Raw genomic sequence first — 20144 nt, forward strand, 5'->3', positions numbered from 1 at the left:
TTGGCGATCGCTGGAACAGCGCCCCATATGAAACGCAATAGCCGCCCGCCGCAGCACGCTGGCAGTCGAAAGGCTTTTGCGGCACCCCAACCCGGCATTGAGACAAACCGGGGCCGATTCGTTCGAAGTACCGGCAGAAATCCGCCCGGCCGTACGGCGCGGGCAGATGAGAGAGGAGCGGTGGGTTGCGGGACCTACTGCTCCTCTTTTTAAATATCTCATGCAATCCAATAACTTATGTGCCGCAAAGCCCCAGACCGGCGCTTTTGGAGGCATGCCTTTGCAACAAAAATTTACAAAGCGAACAATCATTCGCCTTGCGGCCACCGCAATCTGACGTCAAACAGAATAGGCATTCGTTTTTTTATTTTTACCGAGGGGACGATCCGTCCGTTATGCCGAAGCTCAAGCCAGATACCCAACGTGCGCGGCGCGAGCACATTCTCGATGCCGCGCTTCGATGCTTCGCGCGCGGCGGCTTCCACGCGACGACGATGCAGACGATCTGCCGGGAAGCGCATGTCTCGCCCGGCGCGCTGTATGTCTATTTCGACAGCAAGGAAGCGCTGATCGCGGGCCTGTGCGAACGCGACCGGGCGGAATTTGCCGAACGCTTTGCCGCGCTGGCGACGGCACCGGATTTCCTCGGGGCGCTGCGCGAGATCGGCGAGCACTATTTTCTCGAAGAAGCGGCGGAGAAGCAGCGCTTCGTCGTCGAGATGGGCGTCGAGGCGACACGCAATCCACGCATCGCCGAAATTTTCATGAGCGTCGACAAATTCTGCAATGACAATTTCGAAGCTCTGTTTCGCCGTCTGATCGACGAAGGCCGCATCGCGCCCAGAACAGACATTCAGACGCTCGTGAAAGTGTTCAACGTCTTCGGCGACGGCATGTTTTGGCGCCGCGCGATCGACCCAACGGCCGATATGCGCACCGTGCTGCCGGTCATCATGGATATCATCGGCGATCTGCTCAATCCGAAAGACACGTCCGACGACGCGCGGCCTTCGACAAAGTTTTCTGCCCGTGAGGCCAGACAATGAACCTCAAGAAATTCCTTTTCAGTCTCGTTGCCGCTGGAGCACTGGCCGGCACGGGCTACATCTACCTCGAAAAGAAGCACACGGCGGAAATCCAGGCCGCCCGGCTTGAGGTCGCCAAAACCGTTGCCGCACCTGCGATTACCGTTTCGAAGGTGACGACGGAGAATTTCGTCGAGACAGCCGCCGTATCCGGGTCGCTCGTGCCGCGCGAAGAAATTTTGGTCTCTCCCGAGGTTGAGGGCCTGCGCGTTCTCGAACTTCTCGCCGATGAAGGCGACAAGGTGAAAAAGGGACAGGTGCTTGCCCGCCTCGTGGCCGAGCAGCTCGATGCGCAGTTGGCGCAGAATGATGCGAACTTGGCGCGTGCCACGGCTGCCATCGCGCAAGCGCAAAGCCAAATCGTACAAGCCGACGCGCAGTCGAAAGAGGCGCAGGCCCAGCTCGAACGCGCCGTTCCGCTGAAGCAATCGGGATATCTCTCCGGTTCGACCTACGATCAGCGTGAGAGCGCTGCGCGGACGACGGCGGCGCAACTCATAGCGGCGCGCGACGGCCTGAAAGCCGCCGAGGCCGAGAAAGAGCAGGTCGAGGCGCAGCGGCGCGAGCTTCTCTGGCGGCGGAGCAATACCGACGTCACGTCGCCGGAAGACGGGATCATCAGCAGGCGAACGGCACGCATCGGCGCGATGGCATCGGCCAACGGCGAACCGATGTTTCGCATCATCGAGAACGGCCAAATCGAGCTCGATGGTGAAATCGTCGAGACCGAATTGAAGAACGTCAAGGTCGGACAGAAGGCCATCGTCACGGTACCGCAAATCGGCGACTTCGAAGGTCAGGTGCGTCTCGTTTCGCCGGAGGTCGATAAGACGACGCGGCTCGGACGCGTAAAGATTTTCCTCGGCGTCAATCCGGTCTTGCGGATCGGCACGTACGCGCGCGGTCGGATCGAAACGGCTTCAAGCCGAGGGCTCGCCGTTCCGGCATCGGCAGTGACGTTCGATCACGATCTTGCGTCGGTTCAGGTTGTGAAAGACGACAAAGTCAAAAAGCACATGGTCACGATCGGCCTCGTCGCCAACGATCTCATCGAGATCAAAGATGGCGTCAGCGAGGGCGATCTCATCGTGACGCGCGCCGGAACCTTTCTGCGCGACGGCGATGCCGTGCGCCCGATCCTTCCCGAAGCGCGACTAAGCGAGGCGAAGTGATGCGGATCAACATCTCGGCATGGTCGATCCGCCGTCCGGTTCCCGCGATCGTTCTGTTCGCGGTGCTGATGCTGCTCGGCACGCTCAGTTTCAAATCTCTGCCCGTCACGCGGTTTCCGAACATCGACATTCCGATCGTGTCGATCAAAGTCACGCAATCGGGGGCGGCGCCTGCGGAACTCGAAACGCAGGTGACCAAGATTATCGAAGATTCGGTCGCCAATCTCATCGGCGTGAAGCACATCACGTCGACGCTGACGGATGGTCTGTCGTCGACCGTGCTTGAATTCCGGCTCGGCACCGATACCGACCGCTCGTTGAACGACGTCAGAGACGCGGTTGCGAAAGTACGCGCGGACCTGCCGCGCACGATCGACGAGCCGATCGTGGAACGCATCGACGTCGAGGGCCAAGCGATCTTGTCGTTCGCTGCAACTTCGCCGGGCATGACGCTCGAACAGCTTTCCTGGTTCGTTGACGACGTCATCAAGCGCAAGCTGCAGGCGACGAAGGGCGTCGGCCGGGTCGAGCGCTATGGCGGCGTTGATCGGGAGATCCGCATCAACCTCGATCCCGACAAGTTGCTGTCCTACGGCATCACGGCCGCGCAGGTGAACGCTCAGGTCCGTGCAACGAACGTCGATCTCGGCTCAGGACGCGGCGAGATCGGCAGTCAGGAACAGGCGATCCGCACGCTTGCGGGCGCCCGACAGGTCGAGACGCTTGCCAATGCCAAGATCATCCTGGCGGGTGGGCGCGAAGTAAGACTCAAGGATCTCGGTCAAGTCATCGACGACGCGAGCGAGCAGCGGTCGTTCGCACGGCTCGACAGCAAGCCGGTCGTGTCGTTCTCGGTGTTCCGGACGAAAGGTTCGAGCGAGCTTTCCGTTTCCGACGCGGTTAACGAAAGCCTGAAGGAACTCGAAGCCGAATATCCCGATGTTCACCTGACGAAGATCGACGACGCGGTCGCATATACGCGCGGCAACTATGTTGCGGCAATGGAAACGCTGATGGAGGGTGCCGTGCTCGCGGTGCTCGTCGTCATGGTGTTCCTGCGTAATTGGCGCGCGACCTTGATCTCGGCCATCGCACTCCCGCTTGCGGCGATCCCGACGTTCTGGGCGATGAGTGCGCTTGGCTTTTCGCTGAACCTCGTCAGCCTGCTCGGCATCACGCTCGCGACCGGCATTCTCGTCGACGACGCCATCGTCGAGATCGAGAACATCGTGCGCCACATGCATATGGGAAAATCGCCCTATCGCGCCGCGCTCGAAGCTGCCGACGAGATCGGCCTCGCGGTGATCGCAATCACGCTGACGATCGTCGCGATTTTTGCGCCGGTATCGTTCATGGGCGGCATAGCCGGACAGTATTTCCGGCAATTCGGTTTGACGGTTGCCGTCGCCGTGCTCGTCTCTTTGCTCGTTGCGCGTCTCATAACGCCGATGATGGCGGCTTACTTCTTGCGTCCCGTTCCGGAAGAACATCACGCCGACGGGCCGCTCATGCGCTTTTATACGCGCTTCTTATCGATGACACTGCGCCACCGCTATCTGACACTCGTGACCGGCGTGGCGCTGTTCTCTGCGTCGATCTACGCAACGACGCTGCTGCCGACCGGCTTCCTGCCTGACGAAGACACGTCGCGCGTCGTCGTCGCCGTTGAATTACCACCGGGCACGCAGCTCGATGAAACACTGACCAAGACGGATGAGGTCGTCAAATCGCTGGAAAGCATTCCGGAGGTGGCGCAGGTTTTCGTGCTTGGCGGCACGAGCCCCACGGGCCAGCTCGAAGTCCGGCGTGCCGCGCTCTATGTGAAGCTCGTCCCGAAGGAAGACCGCAAGCTTACGCAGAAGCAGCTTAAATCGATTATTGCGGCAAAGATCTCGGACATTCCCGATACGCGCGCATGGTATGTCAACGAGCGCGGCGAGCGCGAACTGTCCTTCTCGATGCTGTCACGTGATGGCGATGACCTGAACGCCGCGATTGGTAAGGTCGAAGGTGCGTTACGCGGCGTTCCGGGCTTCCGCAACGTTGCAGCATCAGGTTCGACCGACCGGCCGGAGATCCGTGTCGTGCCAAGGCTCGACGTTGCTGCGCGGCTCGGCGTGGCGCCGGATCAGATTGCCGAAGCGATCCGCGTCGCGACGATTGGAGATACCGGTTTCAATCTCGCCAAGTTCACAATCGGCGATCGGCAAATTCCAATCCGCGTGCAGCTCGCAGAAAAGACGCGCACCGATCTCAAACAGATCGAGCAGCTTCGGCTGACGAATTCCGGAGGCAAAGCTATTCCGTTAACGGCGGTAGCTTCCGTTTCGCTTGGTCGCGGACCAGCATCGATCGAACGCTACGACCGTTTACGGCGTGCGGTCGTCGGTGTCGATCTCGATCGCGGCATGGCGATGAGCACCGCGCGCGACAAATTCCTGAAGGTCATCGAAGATCAGAATTTGCCGAAATCCGTCACGCTGCAGCCGTCAGGCGACGCCGAGGTACAGGACGAAGTCGCCGATGGTTTCATCACGGCGATGGGCACCGGCATTCTGATCGTCTTCGGATTGCTGGTGCTGCTGTTCGGGAGCGTATTTCAGCCGGTCACAATTCTTCTGTCGCTGCCGTTATCGTTCGGCGGCGTCGCACTTGCGCTGTTGCTGACAAACAATCCGATCAGCATGCCGGTCTACATCGGGCTTTTGATGCTGATGGGAATCGTGACGAAGAACGCGATTATGCTCGTCGATTTCGCCATCGAAGAAATCGCGGCTGGCGTCAACCGCGATCAAGCCGTGCTCGATGCGGGACGCAAGCGCGCGCGCCCAATCATCATGACGACGCTCGCTATGGCGGCGGGAATGCTGCCCAGCGCTTATGCGCTTGGTGACGGCGGCGAATTCCGCGCGCCGATGGCGATTGCGGTGATCGGCGGCCTCCTCGTCTCGACACTGCTGTCTCTGGTGTTCGTGCCGTCGTTCTTTACCGTGATGGACGACGTCGGGCATTTGATGCAGCGCATTTTCGGCCGCTTTATCGGACCGCGCGACGAGCCGGGCGACGAAGTCGAAACGGCAGGCCATGTTGCAGCCAAACCGATGCCACTCGCGGCAGAATAAATTCGCCAAGATTGTGCAGAGGTCCGATTGTGCTGCAGGCTCTGCATACCTACGTTGCAGGCCATGGCTGCAACAGAAGGACCCCCCGCTATGTTCGACGCCAAATCCATTCTGGAAAATATTGTTAGAGGTGCATCGCCTTCCGGAGCCGGCTCATCGCCGCAATCGGGTGGCGGTCTCGGAGACATACTGAACGACATATTGAAAAACGCTGGCGGCGGTGCGGGTGGAGCGCCCGCTGGCGGAAACGGCAGCGGCGGCCTCGGAGATATCCTGAGTCAGATCGGGAAAAGCCTGTCGCAAGGACAGTCGACATCGTCTGGCGCGGGCGCTACGGCCGCGCCTTCCGGCTCCAATCCCGAACTCGGCGATATTCTTACTCAGCTCAAGGACAAGCTTGGGCAGGCAGGAGGCGCTGTAACCGACGGCGGCAGTATTGGCGATATTCTTGGCAAGGTTTTCACGCAGGCGACGCAGGGAGTGAAAGAAGGCTCGTCGCGCCTTGGCGAGGCGACAGGCGCAAATGATGCGCTCGGCCGCCTTGCGTCTGATCCGCAGGCAGCTGAAATCATCAGCAAGCTGAAAGGCTTCATCCAGAACAATCCCTACACGGCGGGCGCCGCTGCAGGTGGTTTGGGCGGACTGTTGCTCGGCACGCAGACGGGACGATCGCTTGCGGGCAGCGCGGCGCGGCTTGGCGCTTTGGCGATGATCGGCGGCCTCGCCTACAAAGCTTTGCAGAACTATCAGGCCGGACGGCCGCTCGTAACGGGCGCGACATCGACGGAGCCGCCTCCGGCTGGATCAGGCTTCGAGCCTGCCGCCGTCAGCAACGATGCCGCCGTGCATTACATCCAGGCGATGATCGCCGCGGCACATGCCGACGGACGGATCGATGCAAACGAGCACGACAAAATCATCGGCAGCTTGAAACAGGCGGGCCTCGATGGTGAGGCGGAGGCGTTCTTCGCAAGGGAACTTAATAACCCGGCGTCCGTCCAGGACCTCGCGGATGCGGTCAAAAATCCGCAGGAAGCGCTTCAGCTTTACACTGCAGCGCGCATTGCGGTGGCCGATAACTCGCCTGCCGAACAAGCATTCTTGTCGTCGCTTGCGGCCGCGCTGCGGCTCGATCCGAAACTTGCGGCGCATATCGATGCGACTGCAGCGGCCGCCGCCTGAGTGATCTTCGGCACGTTTCAGCTCAAAAGAAAGGGCGCCGGCATAAACGCCGACGCCCTTTTTGTTTTCATCCCAAGATAACGCGATCAGTTCGTCTTGGTCGTCGAAGGCATGCTGGTCGCGGCTTCGTTGTCGAGCTTGAAGAATGCATCGACGCGCATGCCCGTGAACAGCGGCGGGTGACCATCGAGCGCGATCATCACTTCGACGACCTCAACGTCATTCGGACGACGCGGGCCTCGGGTTGCAATGCGCGGCGCACCGAGCGACTGCGAGATTGACGTGACGGTGCCTTCGAACGTCTTGTCGGGGAAGGCGTCGGCCTTCACGACGACACGCTGGCCGACGTGAACCTTGGCGGCGTCGCGCTCTTCGACTTCGGCGCGCAGGCGCAGGCTCGACATGTCGCCGAAGACAACGAGAGCGCTGTCCGGCGACGGGACGGCCGTCTCGCCGACGCGGGCGAGGACGTTCAAAACCGTGCCGTCGGCGGGCGCGCGAATGCGGGTCCGCTCAAGTGCCAGCTCTGCCGACGTCAGATCGGAGCGCGCCAGCGCAAGGGAGGATTCCAATCGCTGCTCGAGCGGCATGTTGGGCTCTTTCTCGACCTGAGCGAGCTTATCCTTGGCGGCCGCCAAGGCTTTCTTCTTCTCGGCCAGATCCTGACGCGCCTTGTCGACGGCGTCTTCCGGACCGTCGGCGGATTTCCAAGCGCGGTAAACCTTATCGAAGGTTTCGTGCGCGTCGAATACAGCCTGCTGAGCTTTAAAGACGGCGTCGTCGGCGTTGCGGCGATCAAGCGCCGGACCTGTTGCCGGCTCGTCGGCGCGCTCACGCTCGCGGACGCTCGCCTCGGCGGCAGCGGCGTAAATCTTGTTGTAGTAGTCCGCGTCATCGAGACGGATCAGAAGATCGCCTGTCTTAACGATGTCGTTGGTCTTGGCGAGGATTTCGACGATCTTGCCGCCGACTTCGCTGGCGATGCGGACCTCGCCGTCTTTCGGCTCGACACGCGCGGTGGCGGAAGCGGCCCATTGCGGTGCCGGGGCGGTCGTGTCGGCGTGGGCCGAGCCCGCAATATTCGAAAACAGGGATTCGGTTTGTGTCAGGGCGTTGACGCCAAAGCCACCGACAAGCGCAATGGTGGCGGCAACCACAATGGTCGCGACCGCCGGATCAATCTTCTTAAGCATGCAGCTTTCGCCTCTTCGTCAAATCCGTAATTTCGGGGGAGTCGATACCCTCCGGCCGGCGTTCCTCACCGACGATTTTACCGTCTTCGATGCGCACGACGCGATCGGCGTATCCGAGCGTTCGTGGATCGTGCGTCACGGCCAGCACGCTACGATTTTGCTCCTTGGCGATGCGCGACAGGAGCGCCATCACGGCGTGGCCGTTTTCGCTATCGAGAGCGGCCGTCGGCTCGTCCGCTAGCACTACGGACGGGGAACTTGCAATGGCACGAGCGACAGCAACGCGCTGCTGTTCGCCACCAGAAAGATTGCGCGGGTAGTTCGTCAGCCGGTGTCCAAGGCCGACTTCGCGCAGAACCTCTTCTGAGCGGCTGGTGGCTTCGAAGCCTTTAATGCCGCGGACGTCGAGGGCAATACGCACATTTTCCAGCGCATTAAGCGTCGGAAAGAGGTTGTAGGACTGGAAGATGAAGCCGATGTGATCGCGGCGGACCTTGGCCAACTCTTCGGCCGAGAGACCGTCGATGACCGTGTCGGCAATGCGCAGGCTGCCCGATGTCGGCTTCAGAATGCAGCCGAGAATGGAGAGCAGCGTCGTCTTGCCGGAGCCCGATGGTCCCATCAGCAGCGTCAGCTCGCCGGGAACCAGGTCGAGCGAGACGCCCTTGACGGCGACCACCAAACCGGCGCCCGAGCCCAGTTCCTTGACGATATTTTCTGCGCGCAGGACAGGTGTTATGGTCATCTCGAAAACACCGTGGCCGGATCTATCTTCGTGACCTTGACGATGGCCGAAAGCGCCGAGATCGCGCACATGAAGAGTGTCAGTGCGAAGAGCCAGAATGCCAAACCAGGGGTCATGACCAATGGCAACGACGAGTTCCTACTGAGGTAAAGTATCAATAACGCTATCACCATACCCAGGACATATCCCATGACCGCGCTGAGCGCCGCCTGAGCCAGGATGACCTTGTAAATGTAGCCTCTTGAAGACCCTAACGCACGCAAGGTCGCGAATTCGTGAATGTGGTCTTTCGTGCTCGAATAAAGGGTCTGCGCCACGATCACCGTACCCACGAGACTGCCTAGAATGGCACCGCCGATCAGGGCCAGACCGGCGCCGGTCCGGAACAGCCACTGCTTGAGGCTACGCGATTCAAACTCGTCTTTCGTCAGCACGTCGGCTGAATCGAGACGGCGCGCGAGGTCCTTCTGCACCTCCTGGACGTTTGCACCCGGAACGAGCTTTACAAGCAGGAACGTCGATTTGTCGTCGTCAGCGCCCAGAAGCTGGCGCGCGCGGTTGAGCGTCGTGTAGGCGTAGGGCGACTGGGTAAACGACCGGATGCCTTCCGTCAGCGCGCGGATCTTAACGCGGCCATTGGCGACCTGGGCCGTATCGCCGATGCCGGTGATGCCAAGCTCGCCAAGATAAGTCTGGTCGACAGCGATTGCGTCAGGCGCCTTGATGTCCTCGATCGTGCCTTTGGTCAGCGACCACGGGACAAGACCCTGGTCGTCGGCATCGGCACCGATCAGAACGACGCGCGAGGAGCCGCCCTCGGGCTTACGCCATTCGGCAAAGGCGACAACGATCGGAACGACGCTTTCGACGCCGGGGGTCGCGAGAGCCTGATGCCGCTCACGGTCTCCCAGCAGCAGGCCGCCGTCTTCGAAGCTTTTCGCGCCGTATGTGGTGATGATGAGATCCGCGTTCGAGCGCGCAATGTTTGCCGTGATCATGCGGCTCGAACCGAGATACAGACCAAGTTGCACAGCCACGAGGACAATCGAAAATAAAATGCCAATCAGCGTCACGGCGAGGCGGACGCGGTCATGCAGAAGATTACGAAGCGCGAGCGTAAAAACCATGTGCCTGCGGGGTCTCTCAAACGTTTCCAAAGGGGCTGCCGGCCCAAACTCGGCGCTGGCCTGAAATCGAACAACGGCGCGCCCATGCACGCCTGGGTCGTATAGCGCTATTGGCTCGTCGCTACTACAGCGAAACGCTTATTCTGTCCGCGTCACGTTTTGCCAGAATTAGCCGCTAAGCATCTTATACGTAAGGCCCAAGACAAAATTACGGAAGCCTTAGCGAGGGTTTAACAAATAGGTTCCAATGTTTTGCCTCTTTCGCGGCATAGGAGTATGAAAGTTGAACTTTCATCTGCGGTTTATTGTCATGCGTTGCTTCAACATTGCGAATTGTTCAGGCGCTGCAATCGCTGCCGCGGGATTTTTACTCGGCTTTACGATGCAGGCGTCCACCGCTGCGGCTGATCCGAAGGAAGTCGGCGTCTGGTATGACGACACCGGCAAAGGCGCGGTCAAGATCGAGATCTGCACGCCGACGACGCTCTGCGGGAAAATCTATTGGCTCAAAGAGCCGATGGCTGATGACGGTCAGCCGAAGATAGATCGCTATAATCCCGAGCCCTCGAAGCGTACCCGACCAATCTGCGGCTTGCCCGTCTTGGGCGATCTGGAGAAAATTTCGGATGGCGGCTTCGACAACGGCTGGGTCTATGACCCCAAGCAGGGCAAATCCTTCAGTGTAGCGCTCGATTTGCTCGGCCCAGACACGTTAAAGGTGACGGGCTACAAGGGCATGCGCTTCCTGGGCAAGTCCTTCATCTGGACGCGTGCGCCTTCCGACCTGCCGTCATGCGATTCGCAAGCGGCACTTCCGCCGGTGCCGGTGCCTGTTCCTGCAGTTCGCAAGAAGCAGGCTTCGAACGCGAAGAAGAGCAAGACGGCGTCTGGCGCCTCCAAGCTCGGAGCCGCCGACATCGCCAAATCATCGCATCATAAAAAGAAGAAAGTTGCGAAGGCGGCCGTTACCGCCGAGCCTCCGCCGGTCGCTTCGAATCCGTGATCGAAGCGGACGCTTGATTACCGGAATGGTCAGTGGCCGGGGTTGCCAGGGGCGACTTCAACTCACCTCTCCCGGCCACAAGTCGTGGCCGGAAGGGCTGATAGCATTGCGATTGTTGTGACAGGAAACGCCTGGAAGAGCGGCTACTCAGCCGCTCCCAGTTGCTTTGAATTCGTCGACGAGACGGCTTTCTGCACGGCGACCTTGTCGGCCTGACGCGCAAGCAGTCGATCAACAAATTCCGTCGACCGATCAACGACATACCCGCGCTGGCGATCGAGCGTCACGAGGTGATAGCTGTCGTCGAGAACCGAGACTTCGACCAAGCCACCGAGGCGTCGCTGAAGCGCCATCGTATTCTTGATGTCGCTCTGGTCGTCGTGACGAGGATGGAAAATCAGCGTGTGCAGCTTTACGAGCGGCAGCATCGGCCGAACGTTACGCACGAGTGAAAGGAATTCGTAGACCGTGCCGCCACCGCGCTCGGTGATGTCGGCCGGCATGTTGTCGGAGCCACGCAGCGACTCAAGCGCGAAGTTACGAACGCGCTCGTCCTTGATGCCGTACGGTGCCGGCGTGCGGAACTTGAAGAGTCGCGCCGTCCACTTGTCGGTGACGAGGTGGAACAACTTGATGGTTTTCGGAATCGCCCAGCCGTTGACGGAGAGCGTCGGGGCGAACAGCATCAGGCCGCAAGCTTGATCCTGCCGGTATGCGGCAAGCCGCAGAGCAAGGATCGAACCGGCCGATGCACCGCCGATAATGATGTTGTCGCAAACAGTCCGCATGTGATCGAAAGCGGCTGCGACCGACTTATACCAGTCCTGCCACGTCGAAAGCCCGGAGACGTCGGTTCCGAAGGTCAGACCTGGAACAACGGGACAGTAAACTGTCATTCCCTTGCGCGACATCGCATGGGCCACTGCTTTCATTTCCAGCGGCGAGCCGCCGAGAGAATGAATCAGCAGGATGCCCGAACGGCCGCCGGGGATGTACAGACTTCCACGAGGGGCCTGAAATTTTTCTTTGTTTTTCATTACCTACGTTGAACTCGTTATTTCCCTGTCGGTGGCTCTTACGACGCGGTGGCTTTGGATGCCAACGCAACTTTGTCGCGTCGCCGCAGATTTGAGCTTTCTTGCAGATACCCGTACTTCAGACGTGATTTGTGAAGCTATTACGAAGTAACTGAAAACGCCATAGCTTTTGACATCCGCTTACTTCCGTTTGGTTAAACAGGACTTCATGCCGCGGCCTGACTTCCCTAACACGTTGCTGCATTGCGGCATACTACGTGGTGAACGCCGCCGCTGTTACCAAGGGTACCGCGTTAATCGCTTCCCGATGAACAGAACATTACCGAACTGTGCGGATCCCACTCCAAATCCCGGTACCACAACGAATAAACCTGGATTTAAGTTCAGTCGTCACTGGTCACCCGCATTGGGTCAATTATACTTAAGAGTGCGTTACCGGCCCCGCCCTGCGGATGCCTACCGGTGGATGACAAGGCTGGGACTGAGCTGCAGTGATTTTTTCGTTACGCCCGCCCGTTTCGCTGCTCACCGCTGCAGCCCTAGCGCTCGGGCAGCTCTCGTCCCTGGCTGCCATTGCCGACCCGATCAGCCGCGCCGACTATGAGGCCTGCCAGGCCAAGGACGATGCCTCGCTGAGGGCCGCCGTGGTCAGGATCGTAACGGACGCAATCACGAACGGCACCAAGTCGATCGACTATAAAGTGCTCGTCGCCGACCAGTGGCGGCAGCGGAATCTCGACCAGATCATCGACAACCGCGTCGACATCGCCGTCGCCGAGGTGACGAGCGAAACGAGTTGGTCAGAACGGCTGCAGTCGCTGGCCTACAGCGAAAAGTCGCAGAAGCTCGCGACCATGGTGGCGGAACGCGTTTATCGCTCAGATGCCGTCAAGACCGGCATCGAGGACCTAGCTGCCGGTGTCGCCAAAGAGGTCGGCAAGACCATCGAGTTCGCAAGCTCGGACGCGACCGGCCCCCTGCTCGATTGCCTCAAGGCTTACGTCGGTCCGCGATATGGCGGAGCGGTCGCCAGCGCGCTGGCGGGCGATGCGAGCAAGGGCATCATCGTCGATCCGAGTAAAGGCTCCGGCGACGTCTCGACGGGAGCGATGCTGAAAGAATCGGGCGCCGGACTGGCCGGCGCAACGATCCTGATCGTTCGCCGTCAGCTTGCAAACCTTGCCGAACGGATCGGCCAGCGTCTGGTTGGCAGCGTCCTGTCGCGGCTCGTGTCGGTGGTCGCGGGGGGCGTCGGGCTTGTCCTGATCGCGAAGGATCTTTGGGATTTCCGCAACGGCGTTCTGCCGATCATTGCTGAGGAGATGAAGGCGCCGGCGACGAAGGACAAGGTGCGCGACGAACTGGCGAACGCGCTTCAGTCGCAGATGAACGATAACGTCAACGAGATTGCGCAGGCCGCCGCCGATCAGGTCATTCAGGTTTGGCAGTCGTTTCGACGCGCGCACGCACTTGTACTGCAGCTCGCCGACCAGAATGGTGCGTTCAAGACTTTTCTCGATGGCGTGAAGCCCGAGGCATTGCCGAGGCTCGATGAAGTGGTCTCGATCCTGGTCACGTCGGAAGGCGAACCGTCTATCTTGAAGCGGCTGCAGGACGGCACGCTCAATTCGGCCGTTCATCTGATGCCCGACAAAGGCATGGAGATCGCCCGCGATCTCAAATCCATTCAGGCCGGGCTCGATTGGACGGCGCTGGCGGGCGACAAACTCGGCAACGTCGCCGATTATGAGTTGCATAAGCGGATCAATCCCAAGAATCTTACCCGCGCATCGCTCGATAGAATCCTGGCGCTCAACGACCGGTCCGCAATCCTCAAGATCGCGAGCGTGCCGCCAGACGCCCGCGACATGCTGTTCACACTCAATTCGTCGGCACTGGACAGTCTGCTGCGCTCGTTGTCGGAGGATGAGCTGAAGGCGCTGGCGGGCTATCTTTCAGGGTTGAAACCTGCCCCTCGTGAAAAAGTCTTGCAGGTGGTCGCTGCCGAGCCCGCGAAAATGCAGATCCTGGCTGCGCGCGCCGTCCGCGAGCGGATCATTTCCAGCAGCGACCAACTGGCGGCGGTTAACATGATGCTGGCGCCCGATAAGGGCTTATCGAGCAAAGAGCTTTTCGACGACAGCCGGCTGGTCTGGGAAGGCCGTGTGGCCCCTCTTCTGCTCTGGGACAAACATCCGCGGGCCGTCGCCCTCGCCGGGTTCCTGGCGCTCATCGTCATGATCTGGCTTGCCCGGCTGTTCCGGCCGAGGCGGTTTTCCCGGCCACAGGCCGACCGCCCTTCGGCTTGAACGGCCGAACCTTTCCACATCAATCGATGAAGTCTCATCTCTGGTGTGATCGGCGCCTGCTATAAGGATTCGCGATTTGGACCCGCGAACAAAAGGGGGGCGGACATGCGCGTTCGATTGAGAAGCGAGGAGGGAACTCACGATATGGGATTGAAGGCGCCAAGCATCATTACTTTTATGCTGTCCGTGATTTTGACCGTGGTTGTTCTGATGTCGAAATTTTTCGGTGCAGAGATCCCGATGCTGACCGGAAACGAGTCCTGGGCGATGCTCGTGGCTTACACCATCCTCATGCTTGGCTGCATGGTACGGGGCATGTAGAGGCGCTGAGCTATGCGTCTTGCGTCTAGTCCGAGCTGTATCAATTTATGCCGTTTGTGAGGCCTCCGTTTGCGCGTGCGCAAGGTGTCGCGCGGCATCCGGTGGACTGGAGAGACGACATCTCGGCGCGTATCGATCAGGACATGTCCAAGGAAATTTCTCAGGTCTTTGCACGTCGCGCGCGGCTTTCATCTAAAGCCATCGTTGCTGCGATTGCTTTGACGTTAGCGGCTCTGGCCGCCATGTCGATCGCCGCCCGGCAGGACATCAAGACCTCGGTCATCAACTTTAAGCCCGGCAGTCAAGTATCTGTCGAAACCGGATCAGTCTTAATTCCGGTTGTCGACCGATAACGGCGGCACAAGCGGTCCGGCACGTACCAGACCGCGCACCGAATTTCCTAGATAGATCGTCTTTGCGGCGTTGGCGTCTTCGATCGTAAGACGCGCCTCGACAGCCCGACCTTCATCCAACAGTGCCGCCCGCAGCGTGCCGGGCAACAGACCGGCTGCGAGGCGTGGCGTCAGGAGACGTCCGTCGCGCTCGATAAAGATCGAGGTGCGGCTACCTTCGGCCAACTCACCATTTTCGTTAAGATAGATCACTTCATCGGCACCAAGGGTGTCGTGATAGTGCTTCCATTCGCGGTCGTAGAGTTCGCGCCGCGTGGTCTTGTGATAAAGGAAAAGATCGGCACTGTTGATCCGCGTATCGGAAATGACGTAGCGCATGACCGCGTCGGCCGCCGTCTCTGGTTGCGGAGTCGCGGTTGCGGAAACGGCGCCGTCTTCATCCAACAACAAGCGAACGCGCAGTCGCTGATCAGGCGCCGTTGCAATGGCGGTGTCGATCGCATCCCGCACCTTCTCGGCATCGTAAGAAAACCCGAAATATGCGGCGGAGGCGGCAAGGCGCGCGAGATGATAGCCCTTCAGCCAGAGGCCGTCTCCCGGCACGTACAGCATCGTTTCGATCAGCTCGAAGCGGCGCACGGGATCGGTCAGGAATTTCATTTTGAGCAGGCACTCGGCGTATTCTTTCGGGCCATCGGAATCGGCGACGACGCCCGAACCGATGCCCATTTCGCCGAAGCCCTTACGGTCGATGATGGCCGTGCGGATCGCAACGTTGAACTGCGCCGACCCATCCGGCGAAAACCGGCCGATAGCACCGCAGTAGACGCCGCGCGGCTCAGTCTCCAGCTCCCGGATCAGTTCCATTGCACGGATCTTTGGCGCGCCCGTGATTGAGCCCGGGGGGAAGATCGCTTTCAGAATATCGACGATGCCGATGCCGTCTTTCAGACGGGCTTCGACGCCCGACGTCATCTGATGGAGCGTCTTGAAGGTTTCAACGGTGAAGAGATCGGTGACGCCGACAGACCCGAGATCGGCGATGCGGCCGAGGTCGTTGCGCATCAGATCGACGATCATTAGGTTTTCGGCGCGGTTCTTCACGTCTTTCGAAAGGGCGCTGCGCACTTCGGCTTCGCCTTCGGGCGTACCGGCCCGCGGGGCGGTCCCCTTCATCGGACGCGTCTCGATGATGCGGTCATGCTGCTTGATGAACAGCTCGGGCGAGGACGACAGGATCGTCACATCGCCGGTATCGACGATGCCTGCGTAGGCGACCCGCTGTTTCAAGCGGAGATCGCGATAGAGCGCGAGCGGCGAGCCCTGAAGGTTGAACTTCGCCTTGAACGTCAGATTGAGCTGATAGATGTCGCCGCTTCTGATGTTCTTTTGAACTTCATTGAAGCGCTTCAGATAAGAACTGCTATCCCAGCTATGTGCCAGCTCACCGAGCGTCGGATTGCCGATCGCTTCCTCGGTCAGCCACCGCTGGACCTCGCCGCCCGTCAGCTGACGCGGAGCCTCATACAGCCCAAACCACAGCAGCGGCACCTTGCGTTGTGTCGGCAAGAGGTGGGTCAGTTTCGGCTCAAGCAGATAGCCAAGCTCGTAGGAGAAAAAACCGGCAGCATGCAGTCCGCGACCGATGCCTGCCTGCAATGCCGCGAGCGCGGGCGCGACCTCGTCCGCGGCATCGGCTCTGATGATTTCGGTAGGGCGCTCGAAAAGCTCTGAGATCGCGTCGAGGCTGGTGCTGTTGTCGAGCAGCACAAAGCCCTCGGCCAATGCCGGTGACCGTATCGGCGCGTCTAAGGTCGTCTTGAGCGGCGCTGGACTAACGGTATCAGGAGACGTTCGAGAATTTGACTGCATGCGCCCGCTTCTAGCGCGGCGGCCAGGCGATTGCCACTGCGCGTTCGCACTCAGCAGGTCTGCGCGACTGCTGCACGCCGTCGCGCCGGAATGGCGTGGCCGGCGGCCTCAGCCGCCCCGCCTACCGGCTCATGCGTGGGATGGGGCGTCTTGGCCGGCCCAGCGCTTTCGAGGCGGCATATCCATGGGCCGCTAGACCGATGCCCCAGCCGAGCAACGGCCAGAAGAACCAGATGTGCGCGGGGTTCATGAGATTGACGGCTATCAGGATCGCGTTGACGATGACGTAGGCGATCAAGTGAAACTTGAAGCCTTGGTCCTGAAGAGGGTTATGCATCGTGATCTCCATTCCATCTTGCGATTGCTCAGCATGATGGCATTCGGGGGGCAGCACACATATATAATGGCGAAGCTGGCAAATGCGTATAGTTTATCGTGACCCGGCATGGGCCCAGCGCAAAACTGAACTGTTCGGCAGGCACACGCGTTGATATCGGTCAGCCCGGATTGAAAAGAAAATCGGCGAACGTTCGCGGAGTCCCCCCCATGAATCGCGAGAAGCCCAAGGCGGAAGTCGACAAAGAACTGGACGAAGCTCTCAAAGAAACGTTTCCCGGCAGCGATGCGATTGCCGTCGACAGCCGCGACGACGAGCCGGTGCGGCCAGCTGATCGGAAGCCGCCGATCATCGACAAGGCATTGGTCGATAAGCTTGCCGAAGAGGCCAAAGCAAAAAAGGACTGATTTCGGTCCTGCCAGCGTGTCCCAAAGTTTTGCTTTGTAAAGGGTGCTATGGCGTGCTCGGGGCCGCCGGGGCGGGTCCGGAGTTCGCCTCCTGCGAAGACTGCCTGGACGCATCATTTCCGCTTAGCAAGACGTACCACCCTGCCAGCGCGACGCCGATGACCAGCACGATTACAGCCAGCCATGAGGAATTTACGGTCGGCCGCCCCATTTCCAAATCGTCCGGGTCGCGGCGAGGATCGAAGTCGGAGATCATCGCATTTTCTCCCAGATCGTCGTTAGTGCGTTAACAGAGTTATCTAGACATCGGTTCCGATCCGACGTTTGCTATACGACGTTCAGACAATTTGGTTGATGTGCGCAATGTCAAACCTGTATTCGGGCCCCTAAGACACAGGGCGGGACATCTTTTCATGACGCTTCGGCAGGTTGGCGCACTACCCGTGCGAAAATTGCAGGGTGGAGGTTTCGAAGTGCTTCTCGTGTCGTCGCGGGAAACCCGACGATGGGTCATTCCGAAGGGCTGGCCGGCAAAGCGCCTAAGCGATCCCAAAGCCGCTGCGCGGGAAGCGCAGCAGGAAGCTGGCGTAACGGGCAAGATCCGCAGCCGTCCGATCGGAACCTATCGCTACAGAAAGAAGATGCCGGAAGGCACCTTTCGCATCGTCGACGTCGATGTCTACCCGCTTTTGGTCAAGAAGCAGCGCAAGAGCTGGCTCGAGCGCGACGAGCGCGTCCGCGCGTGGTTTTCACAGAGCGATGCCGCGCAGAAAGTCCGCGAACCGAAGTTGAAAGAACTCATCGCGCAATACGGCACCTGAGTATCGTTAGCGCGAGCCGCTGGCTTTATCGTCTGGTTCTTTCTCCCAGCCAAACACCGAGAGACCACCGTAGTCCGGCGAACGCGCACGCTCACGGGCGATGTGCACTTCGAGGGATGGACCGCGTGCGGAGCTTTCGAGCCGCCGGGCTTGATCGTCGAGGCGTTTCAGCGCCGCGAGCATTTCGGTGTTGCCAAGCTTCGCTTTCTGCATCGCCGATTTCAGCACGGTGATCGTTTCGTCGTAGACCTTGACCGGAACAGGGAACGGTTGGCTATCCTTGCCGCCGAGCGCGAGGGAAAAGCGACCCGGATCCTGAAAGCGATAAGGTGCGCCGTGAACAACTTCAGCGACCATCGCGAGCGACTGCACCGTTCGCGCGCCGACACCGGGCGTCAACAGTAGCTCCGGAAAATCGACAGGCCCACGCTCGGCCGCGGCCGCCAATGTGGCGTGCAAGCGACGGGTGAATACGTCGCTCGAACGGACGTCGTGATGCGCGGGCATGACGAGGTGCGGCAGCGATAGCTGGGCTGACGGCGCTTCGGGCGGCATTTCCGTCTGCAGCTCTTTCACGATCCGGTCCGGACCTAAATGCGCGAGCAGATCAAGCTGCGCGGCACGCGATTTTTCCGCTCTCCGATCCGTGAGATTTATGATCTCGCCTTGCTGCGGCCCTTCGATCGCGGCATGCGGCTGATCGACAAAGCTTGCCAGTGCGCCAGAGTGCCAATGGTAGCGCCGGGCTTGGCGTCTCTCTCCATTCATGCCTTGCTGCACGACCGTCCAGCGGCCTTCGCGCGTGACGAAAAAGCCGTGAAGATAAAGATCGAAACCGTCCTGGACTGCGGCGCTATCGACTTTCGCAACGAGGCGGCTGGCGCGGGTCAGGCCTTGCGCATCGAAGCCGATGCGCTCGCCGAGCAGGTTCAGTTCATCGGGCGTTCGCCGCGAATGCCGGCCACGGCCGCCGCAAACATAGATGCCCAGATCGTCCTTGAGCGGCTCCAGGCCGCGTTTCAAGGCGCCAATGACGCTCGTAGTGATGCCCGAGGAATGCCAATCCATTCCCATGACCGCACCGAACGACTGAAACCAGAAGGGATGTGCCAAACGGCCGAGCAACTCGTCTCGGCCGTAATGCTCAACAATCGCCTGACAGATGACGGCGCCGAGCGTGGCCATACGCCCCGCGAGCCACGCGGGAACGCGTCCGGTATGAAGTGGAAGATCAGCGCTTCCTGTGCGACGAGCCATGGAATCGTCATCGCATGTTCGTTCGCCGACCGTCAAACGTCAGATGCAGGCGTCAGACGCGTGACCGCGAATCGCCCTGCGCATCGTTTTTGGGGAAAAGCGATAAAACGGGACGGCGCGTTTCGCTCCGCAGATAATGCACGGTCGGAGCGGGGCGCTGCGTCGCGGATACGTCCGACAGATCCAAATCGCGAATCGCGCGCTGAAAAGCGGCTTCATATTTCGCCTTTTTTTGCATACGGGACGCGCGGGCCCGACGGGTGAATTCGCCCAGCTTCATACATCGATCCTGTGTTGTAAGGGTCCAATCGGAGCACCGGCGGGACATGCTCGCCGGTGCTCCTTACATGGGCGGAGCCTATCGCCCCGTCCGACGATGCTAACGCGCTATCCGCCGACTCGTTCCACACGTTTGTGCAGGCAGCACTTCAACGCCGACTACTGCTCATCACACGATGAACCGACATTGATGAACCGCCATGGAAGGCAGGGCGCAGTGCTGTCGGACCGATCGAACTCGGCCGGAGCGATGTCGAAACCAACTTTGGCGAGACGATCGAAGAAGACCGTAGCGAGCGCATGAATGTTGAGGCGCCGACTGCGGGCGGATCAGATGTCATCGACTCAACCGGGCTTGAGTTGATCACGGCGGCGGTGCCGATCAATGGTGCCATGGAATTCGAACTTGAAGTCGTCGCGACGCGCCGGTTCGACAATGATCTCTCGAACCCAGCTCCACTCAGTGAGGAAAGAAATGATTGCGTAGCCGTCGGCTCGGAGATTATCGCTGGATAGACGCTC

At 60.0% G+C, this 20144-nt stretch carries 19 protein-coding genes; 11 read left to right on the forward strand and 8 right to left on the reverse strand.

Annotated elements, in window-relative coordinates; genetic code table 11:
- Nucleotides 1–395 precede the first annotated feature (395 nt).
- The 4 genes from RLW41_RS07425 (at nt 396) to RLW41_RS07440 (ending at nt 6561) form a co-directional block, all read left to right on the forward strand.
- Nucleotides 396–1046: a TetR/AcrR family transcriptional regulator gene (locus RLW41_RS07425; protein WP_414464086.1), complete on the forward strand. Its 651-nt coding sequence runs from the start codon at nt 396–398 to the stop codon at nt 1044–1046.
- Entirely contained in the window at nt 1043–2257 is a 1215-nt protein-coding gene (locus tag RLW41_RS07430; protein WP_414464087.1) for an efflux RND transporter periplasmic adaptor subunit, read from the forward strand. The genes RLW41_RS07425 and RLW41_RS07430 overlap by 4 nt, the downstream gene beginning before the upstream one ends.
- Nucleotides 2257–5379 carry an efflux RND transporter permease subunit gene (locus RLW41_RS07435; protein ID WP_414464088.1) on the forward strand — a complete coding sequence of 1041 codons (3123 nt, stop codon included), beginning with the start codon at nt 2257–2259 and terminating at the stop codon, nt 5377–5379. The genes RLW41_RS07430 and RLW41_RS07435 overlap by 1 nt, the downstream gene beginning before the upstream one ends.
- 90 nt (nt 5380–5469) lie before the next feature.
- A complete protein-coding gene (locus RLW41_RS07440) occupies nt 5470–6561 on the forward strand; it encodes a tellurite resistance TerB family protein (RefSeq protein ID WP_414464089.1) in 1092 nt (363 codons plus the stop codon).
- Nucleotides 6562–6647: 86 nt separating this feature from the next.
- On the opposite strand, the gene RLW41_RS07445 is transcribed toward RLW41_RS07440, so the two are convergent.
- Genes RLW41_RS07445 through RLW41_RS07455 form a run of 3 tightly spaced genes read right to left on the reverse strand, consistent with a single transcriptional unit; the run spans nt 6648 to nt 9626 of the window.
- Nucleotides 6648–7754 carry an HlyD family secretion protein gene (locus RLW41_RS07445; protein WP_414464090.1) on the reverse strand — a complete coding sequence of 369 codons (1107 nt, stop codon included), beginning with the start codon at nt 7752–7754 and terminating at the stop codon, nt 6648–6650.
- Nucleotides 7747–8499 carry an ABC transporter ATP-binding protein gene (locus RLW41_RS07450; protein ID WP_409561249.1) on the reverse strand — a complete coding sequence of 251 codons (753 nt, stop codon included), beginning with the start codon at nt 8497–8499 and terminating at the stop codon, nt 7747–7749. Before RLW41_RS07450 ends, RLW41_RS07445 begins: the two co-directional genes overlap by 8 nt.
- Nucleotides 8496–9626 (reverse strand): ABC transporter permease, encoded by a 1131-nt coding sequence (locus RLW41_RS07455; protein WP_409561250.1) that lies wholly within the window; start codon nt 9624–9626, stop codon nt 8496–8498. Before RLW41_RS07455 ends, RLW41_RS07450 begins: the two co-directional genes overlap by 4 nt.
- Before the next feature lie 283 nt (nt 9627–9909).
- On the opposite strand from RLW41_RS07455, the gene RLW41_RS07460 reads away from it, so the two are divergent.
- Complete coding sequence (locus tag RLW41_RS07460; RefSeq protein WP_013949798.1) at nt 9910–10629, forward strand: DUF2147 domain-containing protein; 720 nt, start codon at nt 9910–9912, stop codon at nt 10627–10629.
- A 143-nt stretch (nt 10630–10772) separates the two neighbouring features.
- Here the strand turns inward: RLW41_RS07460 and RLW41_RS07465 are convergent, their stop codons facing one another.
- Nucleotides 10773–11666 (reverse strand): alpha/beta hydrolase, encoded by an 894-nt coding sequence (locus RLW41_RS07465; RefSeq protein ID WP_013949799.1) that lies wholly within the window; start codon nt 11664–11666, stop codon nt 10773–10775.
- A 491-nt stretch (nt 11667–12157) separates the two neighbouring features.
- On the opposite strand from RLW41_RS07465, the gene RLW41_RS07470 reads away from it, so the two are divergent.
- From RLW41_RS07470 to RLW41_RS07480, 3 genes are all read left to right on the forward strand, one after another.
- A complete protein-coding gene (locus tag RLW41_RS07470; RefSeq protein ID WP_414464091.1) occupies nt 12158–13975 on the forward strand; it encodes a hypothetical protein in 1818 nt (605 codons plus the stop codon).
- Nucleotides 13976–14080: 105 nt separating this feature from the next.
- On the forward strand, nt 14081–14296 hold the full coding sequence (locus RLW41_RS07475; RefSeq protein ID WP_013949801.1) for a hypothetical protein: 216 nt from the start codon (nt 14081–14083) through the stop codon (nt 14294–14296).
- Nucleotides 14297–14439: 143 nt separating this feature from the next.
- A complete protein-coding gene (locus RLW41_RS07480) occupies nt 14440–14649 on the forward strand; it encodes a hypothetical protein (RefSeq protein ID WP_414464092.1) in 210 nt (69 codons plus the stop codon).
- On the opposite strand, the gene pabB is transcribed toward RLW41_RS07480, so the two are convergent.
- Both pabB and RLW41_RS07490 read right to left on the reverse strand, forming a co-directional pair.
- A complete protein-coding gene (pabB, locus tag RLW41_RS07485) occupies nt 14626–16521 on the reverse strand; it encodes an aminodeoxychorismate synthase component I (RefSeq protein ID WP_414464093.1) in 1896 nt (631 codons plus the stop codon). The genes RLW41_RS07480 and pabB overlap by 24 nt on opposite strands.
- Nucleotides 16522–16642: 121 nt before the next feature.
- A complete protein-coding gene (locus RLW41_RS07490) occupies nt 16643–16858 on the reverse strand; it encodes a 2TM domain-containing protein (RefSeq protein WP_013949804.1) in 216 nt (71 codons plus the stop codon).
- Nucleotides 16859–17067: 209 nt separating this feature from the next.
- Here RLW41_RS07490 and RLW41_RS07495 point away from each other — a divergent pair, with 209 nt between their 5' ends.
- On the forward strand, nt 17068–17265 hold the full coding sequence (locus RLW41_RS07495; RefSeq protein WP_409561255.1) for a hypothetical protein: 198 nt from the start codon (nt 17068–17070) through the stop codon (nt 17263–17265).
- A 413-nt stretch (nt 17266–17678) separates the two neighbouring features.
- The gene (locus RLW41_RS07500) at nt 17679–18086 is read left to right on the forward strand and encodes an NUDIX hydrolase (protein ID WP_409561256.1); all 408 of its coding nucleotides are present in this window, start codon (nt 17679–17681) and stop codon (nt 18084–18086) included.
- A 6-nt stretch (nt 18087–18092) separates the two neighbouring features.
- Here RLW41_RS07500 and RLW41_RS07505 read toward each other — a convergent pair whose 3' ends face one another.
- Together RLW41_RS07505 and RLW41_RS07510 are read right to left on the reverse strand one after the other, a co-directional pair.
- On the reverse strand, nt 18093–19343 hold the full coding sequence (locus tag RLW41_RS07505; RefSeq protein ID WP_414464094.1) for a DUF763 domain-containing protein: 1251 nt from the start codon (nt 19341–19343) through the stop codon (nt 18093–18095).
- Between the two features lie 52 nt (nt 19344–19395).
- A complete protein-coding gene (locus tag RLW41_RS07510) occupies nt 19396–19623 on the reverse strand; it encodes a hypothetical protein (RefSeq protein ID WP_409561258.1) in 228 nt (75 codons plus the stop codon).
- Between the two features lie 299 nt (nt 19624–19922).
- On the opposite strand from RLW41_RS07510, the gene RLW41_RS07515 reads away from it, so the two are divergent.
- A complete protein-coding gene (locus RLW41_RS07515) occupies nt 19923–20138 on the forward strand; it encodes a hypothetical protein (RefSeq protein WP_409561259.1) in 216 nt (71 codons plus the stop codon).
- The last annotated feature ends 6 nt before the right edge of the window (nt 20139–20144 follow it).

This window comes from Hyphomicrobium sp. DY-1, from assembly GCF_047497105.1.
In the GTDB taxonomy this organism is placed as follows: domain Bacteria; phylum Pseudomonadota; class Alphaproteobacteria; order Rhizobiales; family Hyphomicrobiaceae; genus Hyphomicrobium_B.

What these genes read in the sequence shown, in the direction of transcription:
- RLW41_RS07440 (WP_414464089.1), top strand. Translation starts at nt 5,470, where the DNA reads ATGTTCGACGCCAAATCCATTCTGGAAAATATTGTTAGAGGTGCATCG.
- RLW41_RS07515 (WP_409561259.1), top strand. Translation starts at nt 19,923, where the DNA reads ATGAATGTTGAGGCGCCGACTGCGGGCGGATCAGATGTCATCGACTCA.
- RLW41_RS07505 (WP_414464094.1), bottom strand. Translation starts at nt 19,343, where the DNA reads ATGGCTCGTCGCACAGGAAGCGCTGATCTTCCACTTCATACCGGACGC.
- RLW41_RS07465 (WP_013949799.1), bottom strand. Translation starts at nt 11,666, where the DNA reads ATGAAAAACAAAGAAAAATTTCAGGCCCCTCGTGGAAGTCTGTACATC.
- RLW41_RS07455 (WP_409561250.1), bottom strand. Translation starts at nt 9,626, where the DNA reads ATGGTTTTTACGCTCGCGCTTCGTAATCTTCTGCATGACCGCGTCCGC.
- RLW41_RS07425 (WP_414464086.1), top strand. Translation starts at nt 396, where the DNA reads ATGCCGAAGCTCAAGCCAGATACCCAACGTGCGCGGCGCGAGCACATT.
- RLW41_RS07500 (WP_409561256.1), top strand. Translation starts at nt 17,679, where the DNA reads ATGACGCTTCGGCAGGTTGGCGCACTACCCGTGCGAAAATTGCAGGGT.
- RLW41_RS07510 (WP_409561258.1), bottom strand. Translation starts at nt 19,623, where the DNA reads ATGAAGCTGGGCGAATTCACCCGTCGGGCCCGCGCGTCCCGTATGCAA.
- RLW41_RS07495 (WP_409561255.1), top strand. Translation starts at nt 17,068, where the DNA reads ATGAATCGCGAGAAGCCCAAGGCGGAAGTCGACAAAGAACTGGACGAA.
- RLW41_RS07435 (WP_414464088.1), top strand. Translation starts at nt 2,257, where the DNA reads ATGCGGATCAACATCTCGGCATGGTCGATCCGCCGTCCGGTTCCCGCG.
- RLW41_RS07445 (WP_414464090.1), bottom strand. Translation starts at nt 7,754, where the DNA reads ATGCTTAAGAAGATTGATCCGGCGGTCGCGACCATTGTGGTTGCCGCC.
- RLW41_RS07430 (WP_414464087.1), top strand. Translation starts at nt 1,043, where the DNA reads ATGAACCTCAAGAAATTCCTTTTCAGTCTCGTTGCCGCTGGAGCACTG.
- RLW41_RS07475 (WP_013949801.1), top strand. Translation starts at nt 14,081, where the DNA reads ATGCGCGTTCGATTGAGAAGCGAGGAGGGAACTCACGATATGGGATTG.
- pabB (WP_414464093.1), bottom strand. Translation starts at nt 16,521, where the DNA reads ATGCAGTCAAATTCTCGAACGTCTCCTGATACCGTTAGTCCAGCGCCG.
- RLW41_RS07490 (WP_013949804.1), bottom strand. Translation starts at nt 16,858, where the DNA reads ATGCATAACCCTCTTCAGGACCAAGGCTTCAAGTTTCACTTGATCGCC.
- RLW41_RS07450 (WP_409561249.1), bottom strand. Translation starts at nt 8,499, where the DNA reads ATGACCATAACACCTGTCCTGCGCGCAGAAAATATCGTCAAGGAACTG.
- RLW41_RS07480 (WP_414464092.1), top strand. Translation starts at nt 14,440, where the DNA reads ATGTCCAAGGAAATTTCTCAGGTCTTTGCACGTCGCGCGCGGCTTTCA.